Here is an 8,800-nt window from a genome sequence, read left to right on the forward strand (position 1 = left end):
GCCTGCCCCCCGCGCCCCGAACCCCCGCGCCCCGAACTCCCGCGCGCCCCGAACTCCCGCGCGCCCCGAAACCCCGCGCCACGGACCCGCGGGGCCCGACCCCTGTGGATGGTCGTCCACCCCATCCACAGGAGGGCATCCGGGCCGGCGCGGGCGGCCCCGCGTCGACCACCATCGAGCGCATGCACAGAGTCACCCCGGCGATTCCGCCCCTCCCCGGCCCCCTCGACCGCGATGCGCTCGCCGCGGCCGTCCACGCGGGTCGGCCGTTCGCCGCCCGGGACGCGCTCGACTGCCGGGTCCTCACCCGCCATGGGCTGGCGTCGAGGTTCAGGGTTCTGCATCCCGGGGTCTACATCGCGAACCACGCACGGCCCACCACCCGCGACCGCGTGGACGCCGCCGCGTTGTGGGCTCCGGCGGACGCCGTCCTCGCCGGCTGGGCCGTTGCGCACCTGCACGGCGAGAAGTGGTTCTCGGACCGGGAATGCGCCCGCGCGATCGATGTGTACTCGCAGCGTCCGCTCCGGGCCACGCCGGGGATCCGGGTGCGCCGGACGTCGCGCGAGGTCCCCGGGGTCGATCTCCGCCGGGTCGCCGGGATCCCCGTCACGAGCCCGGCGAGAGCCGCCGTGGACATCGCCCGGTGGACACGAGGGGCGGATGAGAGGGTCTGCGCCGTGGACTCCGTGTGCAACTCCAGCCGCACCGGCCTCGACCTCCTCGCGGCCGCCGCAGGTCGGATGGTGGGCCAGCACGGCGTCAAGGCGGCGACCGCGCTCCTGCCACTGTGCGACCCCCTCGCGGACTCACCCCAGGAGAGCCTGCTCCGGCTGTCGATCGCGCGGTCCGACCTGCCGACTCCGACCAGCCAGTTGGAGATCTACAACGAGTACCGGCAGAAGGTGGCGACCGCGGACCTCGGATACCAGCGCGAGATGGTCGCGATCTTCTACGACGGGCGCCATCACGGCCGAGACGAGCAGTGGACCTACGACCTGCAGGTGACGGCGATCCTCACGGACATGGGGTGGCAGGTGGTCAGGGTCGCCAGAGGGATGTCGCCCGGCATCGTGATCCACCACATCCGAGCGGCCCTGGAGCGCAGTCGGCTCAGGCTCGGGTACTGACGCCCACCCGGCGGGGTCGCGGAGTTCGGTCGACGGAAATCGCGTGGGTGCTCGTGGTGGGCCTCGAGCTGTCGACTCAACTCGGCGAGGCGTCGACCGGACTCCGGGCGATGTCGGCGAGGCAGGCCAGCAGTTCGCGGTGGGTGTCCTCCGTGGCCTCGAGGTGCATGAGGTGACCGGCCCGCGGGACGCTGCGGACCTGGCGGACGTCGTCGTGATACCTGCCCAGCTTGGCCAGCGGCTCCCGGCCGTGGAAGCCCTCGAGGTCGGGGTCGTGCTCGGAGTAGAGGAAGTAGAACGGCACGGGGTTGGTCTGGCGCTCGAAGCCCTTGCGCGCGGCCCACGACACGTCCATCGCCCGGTACCACTGCAGGGGCCCGGCGAACCCGGTGCGCGCGTACTCGACCTCGTAGATGTCCATCTCCTCCACCGAGAGCCACGCCCACGGCAGCGGCGGCGCCTGGGGAAGCGCCTCCAGGTAGGTCGTCCCCGGGGGGTGCTGCCAGACGTCGAGGTAGTGGTAGTCCGCGGACAGGGCCCAGAACACGCGGGTGAGGAACTCGCGCTCGCGACCGGCGAGGTCGGCCTCCGCGACGCCGGGTTGGGCGAAGTAGTGCAGGTGGAGGAAGTGCTTCTCCGCCATCGCCGCCGAGCCCTCGAGCGGGGAGACCGACCCGGCCGTGCCCATGAACGGGTTCTCCATGCCGATCACCGCGCGGACCCGCCCCGGTTCGAGGTGGCAGGTGTCGTAGGCGACGCCGGCCCCGAAGTCGAAGCCGACCAGGACCACGCGGTCGGCGCCGGCGTCGTCGCAGACGGCCAGCACGTCGTCGACGACCTCCCGCGGCGCGTACGCCGTGACCTCGGCGGGGGCGTCGGAGTGCCCCATCCCCCGCAGGTCCGGGGCGATCACCCGCCAGCCGGCCTCGGCCAGCACCGGGATCATCCGGTGCCAGGTGAACCAGAAGTGCGGGAAGCCGTGGAGGAGGACCACGGTGCCGAGCGGCGCGCCGTCACCGGGGGGCTCCTGCACCACGTAGTGGAGGCGGACGCCGTCCCTGTGGACGACTCGATGCGCGGTCATGGTTCCACCCTGCCCACTTCACTCGTCCGCTCGATGGATTTCCGGGAGAAACCGGCTCAGCTGTGACCCATGGGGCACTTGAAGTCGACCGGCCACTCGGTGATGCCGTTGAGCCAGCCGGAGCGGATCCGCTTGTGGTCGCCCAGCGCCTCGAGGTTCGGCATGTGGTCGGCGATGGCGTTGAAGATCAGCTCGATCTGCAGCCGGGCCAGGTTGGCGCCGATGCAGTAGTGAGGCCCGTTGCCACCGAAGCTCAGGTGCGGGTTGGGGTCCCGGAGGATGTTGAAGGTGAAGGGGTCCTCGAACACGTCCTCGTCGAAGTTCGCCGAGCCGTACATGATGGCGGCGCGGTCACCCTTCTTCATGGTGACGCCGCCGATCTCCACGTCCTCGGTGGCGGTGCGCTGGAAGGAGGAGATGGGCGAGGCCCAGCGGAGGATCTCGTCGTACGCGGTCTCGGGCCGCTCCTTCTTGAACAGCTCCCACTGGTCCGGGTTGTCGAGGAAGGCGATCATCCCGTGGGTGGTGGCGTTGCGGGTGGTCTCGTTGCCGGCGACCGCCAGCAGGACCACGAACCAGCCGAACTCGTCGGCGGTGAGCTTCTCGCCGTCGATGTCGGCCTGGATGAGCTTGGTCACCAGGTCGTCCCGGGGGTCCGTCTGCCGCTTGGTGGCGAGCTCCTGGGCGTAGGAGAGGACCATGGCGTTGGCGATCTGCGACTCCTCCACCTTGCCCGGCACGTCGTAGCTGGTCATCTGGTTGGACCACTCGAAGATCTGGTGGCGGTCCTCCAGCGGGATGCCGATGAGCTCGGCGATCGCCTGCAGCGGGAGCTCGGAGGCGACCTCGGTGATGAAGTCGCCGCTCCCCTTTGCCGCGGCCGTCTCCACGATCACCCTGGCCTTCTCCGCCAGATGGTCACGCATCTTCTCGATGTTCCGCGGGGTGAAGCCCTTGGAGATCGTGCGGCGGTACTTCTTGTGCTCGTCGCCGTCCTGGTTGATGAACAGCAGGCGGGTCAGCTCCACGATCTCGCGCTCGGTCCCGGGAGCGAAGCGCGGGATGGCGGTGTTCTCGAAGGTGGAGAACACCTCGTTCGTGCGCCGCGAGATCTCCTTGACGTCCTCGTGCTTGGTGACCACCCAGTAGCCGTGGTCGTCGAACCCGTCGGCCCCGGGCTCGTTGGCGCACCACCAGATCGGCTCGGTCTTCCGCAGGTGCGCCCACTCGGGATGCGGGAGCCGCTTCTCGTAGAGCTCCGGGTCCGTGAAATCGAATCCCGCGGGGATGGTGACTGTCTGCACTGGCACTCCTTGACGGCGTCGGTTGCGTCTCGTGCTCGGCGACCGACGAGGCCGGGATACTGCGAACCCGGCAACCGAGCGGTAATCTAGAACACGTTCCACCGAGCATACTAGAACACGTTCACCCCCGGGCCACCTGTTTCTTCAGTCCCGCTTCTCCGGAAGGACCACCATGGGAAATCCCGTCATCGTCGAGGCAGTGCGGACCCCGATCGGCAAGGCACGCGGCGCCCTGTCCGGCCTTCATCCCGCACATCTGTTGGGCGCCTCCCAGAAAGAGGTCATCCGCCGCGCGGGGATCGACGCCTCGCTGGTCGAGCAGGTGGTGGGCGGCTGCGTGACCCAGGCCGGGGCGCAGGGCAACAACGTCACCCGCGGCGCGTGGCTCGCGTCCGGATTGCCGTGGCAGACGGCGTGCACGACCATCGACTGCCAGTGCTCCTCCGCGCAGCAGGCCAACCACTTCATCGCCAACCTCATCCACGCCGGCGCCATGGACGTCGGGATCGCCTGCGGCGTCGAGTCCATGAGCTGGCTCTCGCTGCGCGCCGCGGTCGGCGACGGCTCCAACGGCATGCCCCGCCCGGACGACTGGACCGTCGACCTCCCGGACCAGTTCACGGCCGCCGATCGCATCGCCGACCGCCGGGGCATCACGCGCGCCGACCTGGAGGAGCTGGGCGTCCGGTCCCAGGCCAATGCGAAGCGCGCGTGGGAGGAGGGCCGGTTCGATCGCGAAACCTTTGCCGTCGTCGCCCCCGAACGCCTCAAGGACGGCACCTACACCGGCGAGACGGTGACCGTCACCCGCGACCAGGGCCTGCGCGACACCACCGCCGAGACCCTGGCCGGCCTCAGGCCCGTGATCGAGGGCGGCATGCACACCGCCGGCACCTCCAGCCAGATGTCCGACGGCTCGGCCGCGGTCCTGCTCATGGACGAGGACGTCGCCAGGGCGCACGGCCTCAAGCCCCGGGCTCGGATCGTCCACCAGGCCCTGGTCGGCGGCGAGCCCGAGTACCACCTCGACGGCCCCGTCCAGGCCACCCAGCGCGTGCTCGACCGCTCGGGGATGTCCATCGCCGACTTCGACCTCTTCGAGTGCAACGAGGCCTTTGCCTCCGTCCTGCTCAGCTGGGCGCAGGTCCACGGGCCGGACATGGACAAGGTCAACGTCAACGGCGGCGCGATCGCGATCGGTCATCCCGTCGGCAGCACCGGGTCTAGGCTCATCACCACCGCCCTGCACGAGCTCGAGCGCACGGACGGCGAACGCGCCCTCATCACGATGTGCGCGGGCGGCGCCCAGGCCTCGGCGAGCATCATCGAGAGGATCTGACATGAGCAACGAAGTCATCGAGGCGGCGGCCGGCCGGCGGCGCGAGGTGTTGGCGGCCATCGCGTCCGCCAACGGCGCCGGGGACGCGGCCGACGCGATCGCACGGCTGCTGGACGTGCCCGTCGAGCAGGCACGCGAGGTCCTCCGGGCCCCGCTGGAGTCGTTCGTCGGCAACGCCACCGACCAGCCCGCCTACGAGGAGTCGCGCGGTTTCGCGCTGCACCCGTTCGGGGACTCCGAGGACCACAAGGATCTCTTCCACGCCCGCTCGACGGACGAGACCTCGGCGACCGGCGGCACGTGGGATCAGGACAAGACCGAGCAGGAACGCCGGGAAGGCCTCAAGCGGATGGAGGCGGAGTCCGCGATGTGGTTCGTCGCGGTCGACACCTCGCGCGACGCGCACGTGGGACTGGTCTTCGGCGAGCAGGTCGACGACGGCGACGTGGACGTCGCGATCTGGATCCGACCGGAGGAACGCAAGAAGGGCTTCGGCCTCCTGTCGCTCAAGGAGATCCGGCGCGAGCTGGCGGCGTTCTTCCCGGGCAAGCACGTGATCGTCCGCGCCCCCCTCTCCGGCAACAAGTGACCGACGGGCAGCCCCGCCCGGAGACGGGCGTCGACGACCCGCGGCGTGGTGCGCCGTGGGTCGTCGGGGTGATCAAGGTGATGTCGCGGGTCAACACCTGGGCCTACCGCGTGACGGGCGGCCGGGTGGGTGGCTCGTGGCGGGTGGGGTCGGCGCTGCGGGCGCCGGTTCCGGTCTGCCTGGTGACCACGACGGGGCGGAAGACCGGCGAGCCGCGAACCGTCCCGTTGCTCCACCTTCCCGAGGGCGACCGCGTCCTGCTGGTGGCGTCCCAGGGCGGGCTCCCCTCCCACCCGCAGTGGTACAAGAACGTCCTGGCCGACCCGAACGTCACCGTTCAGGTGGGTCGCCGGACGCGCCAGATGACGGCGAGGGAGGCGACACCCCGGGAGCGTGCCGAGCTCTGGCCGAGGCTCGTCGAGCGGTACTCCGACTTCGCGTCGTATCAGGCCAACACGAGCCGGGTCATCCCCGTGGTGATCTGCGAACCCCGCGCCTGACGCGGTCCGGCCGGAGCCATCCAGCTCGCCAGTTACTTCGCCTACCTATCTCATCGATACTATTTTCGGCTAACAAAGTCGAAAATTCTGGTCACATGAGACACATTTCGCCACGTCCGCCCCACGCGTCCCCGTACCTGAGGAAACCCTTGACACCTCCTGGGCCTGAGAGGACTCTTATGTCAGTCAACACACCGGGTCGGGGAAGTCACGATCTCCCAGTGGCCCGAGGGGATCGCACACACTGAAAGGACCTCCCAATGAGGAAGTACACACGGGCCGCAGCGGTCGCCGCAACGGCGGCCATCGCCATCTCCGGGGCCACCGGAACGGCGAACGCCCAGAGCGGTGACAGCTCGTTGCCCACCGGGGTGAGCCTTGGCAGCGTGCTCGACGCGATCGGGGTCGACGACCTCGGCGCGCTCGTCCAAGGCCTTCTGGGGACGCTCACCGGATCCGCCGGCGAGGCCTCCGGCTCGGGCGGCGAACTCGCCGGAGGATCTGGGGACCTCAACCCGCTCGCCGGCTCGGAGGCCTTCAATTCTGCCGAGCTCCCCGAGCTCAGCCTCTCGCCGCTCGGGGGATCCTCGACGCTCCCGGAACTCAGCACCAGCCCCCTCGCGGGCTCGTCCACCCTCAGCTCTGACCCGCTGTCCGGTTCCTCCGCGCTCCCCACCGATCTCACCGGCTCCCTCGGCACGGTCCCGCTGAGCTCCGAACTCCTCGGCGGCTCAGCGGCCCTGCCCACCCTCAGCTCCGATCCCCTCGGCGGCTCGGCGACGTTCGACTCCTCCGATCTCGCCCCCCTGGTCGGGTCGGAGGAGATGGCACCCCTGTCCACCAACCTGCTCGGCGGCTCGGCGACGTTCGACTCCTCCGATCTCGCCCCGCTCACCGGGTCCGAGGGCATGGGTTCCTCCGGCTTCGGCTCGGATGGCATGTCCCCGCTGTCCACCGAGCTCAACCTGCTCGGCGGGTCTGCCGAGCTTCCCGCCCTGTCCTCCAACTTCCCCGACGGGTCCACCGAGGGCATCGGCGGCTCGGCCGAGCTCATCGGCGAGGGAGTCTCCGGATCGCTGACCAACGGCTCTGCCGGTGACATCACCGGTCCGCTGGGCGGGTCGATCACCGACGGTGGCTCGCTCGCTCCGATCGTCGGCTCGGTCTCCGAGTGCGGCATCTGTGAGGCGGTCGCGGGTTCCATCACCGGGACCAACGGCTCGCTCACCGGCGAGAGCGGATCCACCGGCGGCAGCGCCGACGTCCTCACCGGGTCCTTCGGGGAGCTGACCGGAGTCAACGGCTCGCTCACCGCGCTCACCGGCTCGCTGGAGAACGGTTCGATGATGAGCACCATGTCCACCAACACCGGATCGATGGTGGGGACCGGCGCCTCGCTGGAGAGCCTCGCGAGCCTCGGCGAGGGTGGCGCGGGCAGCCTGCTCCCCGTGGTCGCTCTGACCGCCTCTGCCGGTGCCGCCGCGCTCGCTGCCGGTGTGGCCAACGGGACGATCGTGCTTCCGCCGCTCCCGTTCCCGCTGCCGATGCCGATCGCCGGGTTGCCGGTCCTCCCGGACAACGGCCGGGGCTGACCCTCAGCACCCGCCAGGACTGACGGCGAGAGCCCCGCACCGAGGAAGGTGCGGGGCTCTGACCGTCTCGCCGGACGGCTCGGGTCAGCGCGCGCCGTACACCGGCACCGGGGTGGGTGACTCGGCCAGCAGACGCGGGACGACCTCACCGAGTTCGGCGGGCTCCCACTTCGCCCCCTTGTCCTGGGATGCGGCGCGCTGCCATCCGTCGCAGATGGTGACCTTCCCGCCCTCGACCTCGAACACCCGGCCCGAGACCTCGGCGGACTGCTCGGAACCGAGCCACACGACGAGCGGCGAGACGTTGGCCGGATCCATGGCATCGAAGGACCCGTCTTCTGGCGCGGCCATCTGGGAGGCCATGCCCTCGCCCGCCGAGGTGGTCATCCGGGTCCGCGCGGCGGGGGCGATCGCGTTGGCGGTGACGCCGTAGCCCTTCATCTCGGCCGCGGTCTGGATGGTGAGCAACGCGATGCCCGCCTTGGCGGTGGCGTAGTTGCCCTGACCGACGGAGCCGAACAGCCCTGCGCCGGACGAGGTGTTGATCACCCGGGCCGCGCGGGGGCGGCCTGCCTTGGACTCCGCGCGCCAGTACTCGGCCGCGTGACGCAGCGGCGCGAAGTGCCCCTTGAGGTGCACGCCGATCACGTTGTCCCAGTCGTCCTCGCCCATCCCGACGAGCATCTTGTCCCGGAGGAAGCCGGCGTTGTTGACCAGCACGTCGAGCCCGCCAAAGGTCTCGATGGCCTGCTGGACCAGCTCGCGGGCGCCCTCCCAGGAGGAGATGTCGTTCCCGTTGACCACGGCCTCGCCACCGGCGGCCCGGATCTCGGCCACGACCTGCTCCGCCGGGGACTCCCCCACGTCCGAGCCGTCGAGCCCGGCGCCGAGGTCGTTGACCACGACCCTGGCGCCCTCGGCGGCAAAGGCGAGCGCGTGCTCACGCCCGATGCCCCGGCCGGCGCCGGTGACGATCACGACGCGTCCGTCGCAGATTCCCATGTGTGTCTCCTTCATAAGGTCGAGCCAGGTGGTCGGTACGTGAACGTCAGTGCGCGTTCTGGGCGGTGGACGCCGAGAGGAACGCGGGCTTCTCGCCGCCGCCGTGGACCAGGAGTTCGGCTCCGGTGATGTAGGCGGCCAGCGGCGAGGCGAGGAAGGCGGCCGCCAGACCCACGTCCCGCGGGTCCGCCATCCGCCCCATGGGGATGGTGGCGTCGACGGCGGCCACGCCGTCGGCGTCGCCGTAGTGCAGCTCGGCG

The 8,800-nt window shown here is 70.4% G+C and carries 9 protein-coding genes; 5 read left to right on the plus strand and 4 right to left on the minus strand.

Annotated features, from left to right (window positions below; genetic code table 11):
• Nucleotides 1–182: 182 nt before the first annotated feature.
• Nucleotides 183–1,130, plus strand: a complete 948-nt coding sequence (locus Q0444_RS05495) for a hypothetical protein (protein ID WP_299021971.1) — start codon at nt 183–185, stop codon at nt 1,128–1,130.
• Between the two features lie 76 nt (nt 1,131–1,206).
• On the opposite strand, the gene Q0444_RS05500 is transcribed toward Q0444_RS05495, so the two are convergent.
• Together Q0444_RS05500 and Q0444_RS05505 are read right to left on the minus strand one after the other, a co-directional pair.
• Nucleotides 1,207–2,214: an alpha/beta hydrolase gene (locus Q0444_RS05500; protein ID WP_299021974.1), complete on the minus strand. Its 1,008-nt coding sequence runs from the start codon at nt 2,212–2,214 to the stop codon at nt 1,207–1,209.
• 56 nt (nt 2,215–2,270) lie between these two features.
• Nucleotides 2,271–3,518: a cytochrome P450 gene (locus tag Q0444_RS05505; RefSeq protein ID WP_291079790.1), complete on the minus strand. Its 1,248-nt coding sequence runs from the start codon at nt 3,516–3,518 to the stop codon at nt 2,271–2,273.
• A gap of 172 nt (nt 3,519–3,690) precedes the next feature.
• Here Q0444_RS05505 and Q0444_RS05510 point away from each other — a divergent pair, with 172 nt between their 5' ends.
• The 4 genes from Q0444_RS05510 to Q0444_RS05525 all read left to right on the plus strand — a co-directional run bounded on the left by Q0444_RS05510 (nt 3,691) and on the right by Q0444_RS05525 (nt 7,538).
• The gene (locus Q0444_RS05510; RefSeq protein WP_291079792.1) at nt 3,691–4,857 is read left to right on the plus strand and encodes a steroid 3-ketoacyl-CoA thiolase; all 1,167 of its coding nucleotides are present in this window, start codon (nt 3,691–3,693) and stop codon (nt 4,855–4,857) included.
• A gap of 1 nt (nt 4,858) precedes the next feature.
• Nucleotides 4,859–5,446 carry a GNAT family N-acetyltransferase gene (locus Q0444_RS05515; protein ID WP_299021978.1) on the plus strand — a complete coding sequence of 196 codons (588 nt, stop codon included), beginning with the start codon at nt 4,859–4,861 and terminating at the stop codon, nt 5,444–5,446.
• 80 nt (nt 5,447–5,526) lie between these two features.
• Nucleotides 5,527–5,946, plus strand: coding sequence for a nitroreductase family deazaflavin-dependent oxidoreductase (locus Q0444_RS05520; RefSeq protein WP_291079807.1), 420 nt, complete (start codon nt 5,527–5,529; stop codon nt 5,944–5,946).
• A gap of 260 nt (nt 5,947–6,206) precedes the next feature.
• Nucleotides 6,207–7,538 carry a hypothetical protein gene (locus Q0444_RS05525; protein ID WP_291079796.1) on the plus strand — a complete coding sequence of 444 codons (1,332 nt, stop codon included), beginning with the start codon at nt 6,207–6,209 and terminating at the stop codon, nt 7,536–7,538.
• 84 nt (nt 7,539–7,622) lie between these two features.
• Here Q0444_RS05525 and Q0444_RS05530 read toward each other — a convergent pair whose 3' ends face one another.
• Together Q0444_RS05530 and Q0444_RS05535 are read right to left on the minus strand one after the other, a co-directional pair.
• Nucleotides 7,623–8,540 (minus strand): SDR family oxidoreductase, encoded by a 918-nt coding sequence (locus Q0444_RS05530; RefSeq protein WP_291079797.1) that lies wholly within the window; start codon nt 8,538–8,540, stop codon nt 7,623–7,625.
• Between the two features lie 46 nt (nt 8,541–8,586).
• On the minus strand, nt 8,587–8,800 hold a 214-nt coding region (locus Q0444_RS05535), incomplete at its 5' end, for an SDR family oxidoreductase (protein ID WP_299021981.1).

This window comes from uncultured Dietzia sp. (assembly GCF_937873725.1).
Lineage (GTDB): Bacteria > Actinomycetota > Actinomycetes > Mycobacteriales > Mycobacteriaceae > Dietzia.

Coding starts and splice junctions, on each gene's coding strand:
- Q0444_RS05495 (WP_299021971.1), top strand. CDS start 183: ATGCACAGAGTCACCCCGGCGATTCCGCCCCTCCCCGGCCCCCTCGAC.
- Q0444_RS05500 (WP_299021974.1), bottom strand. CDS start 2,214: ATGACCGCGCATCGAGTCGTCCACAGGGACGGCGTCCGCCTCCACTAC.
- Q0444_RS05510 (WP_291079792.1), top strand. CDS start 3,691: ATGGGAAATCCCGTCATCGTCGAGGCAGTGCGGACCCCGATCGGCAAG.
- Q0444_RS05515 (WP_299021978.1), top strand. CDS start 4,859: ATGAGCAACGAAGTCATCGAGGCGGCGGCCGGCCGGCGGCGCGAGGTG.
- Q0444_RS05520 (WP_291079807.1), top strand. CDS start 5,527: ATGTCGCGGGTCAACACCTGGGCCTACCGCGTGACGGGCGGCCGGGTG.
- Q0444_RS05525 (WP_291079796.1), top strand. CDS start 6,207: ATGAGGAAGTACACACGGGCCGCAGCGGTCGCCGCAACGGCGGCCATC.
- Q0444_RS05530 (WP_291079797.1), bottom strand. CDS start 8,540: ATGGGAATCTGCGACGGACGCGTCGTGATCGTCACCGGCGCCGGCCGG.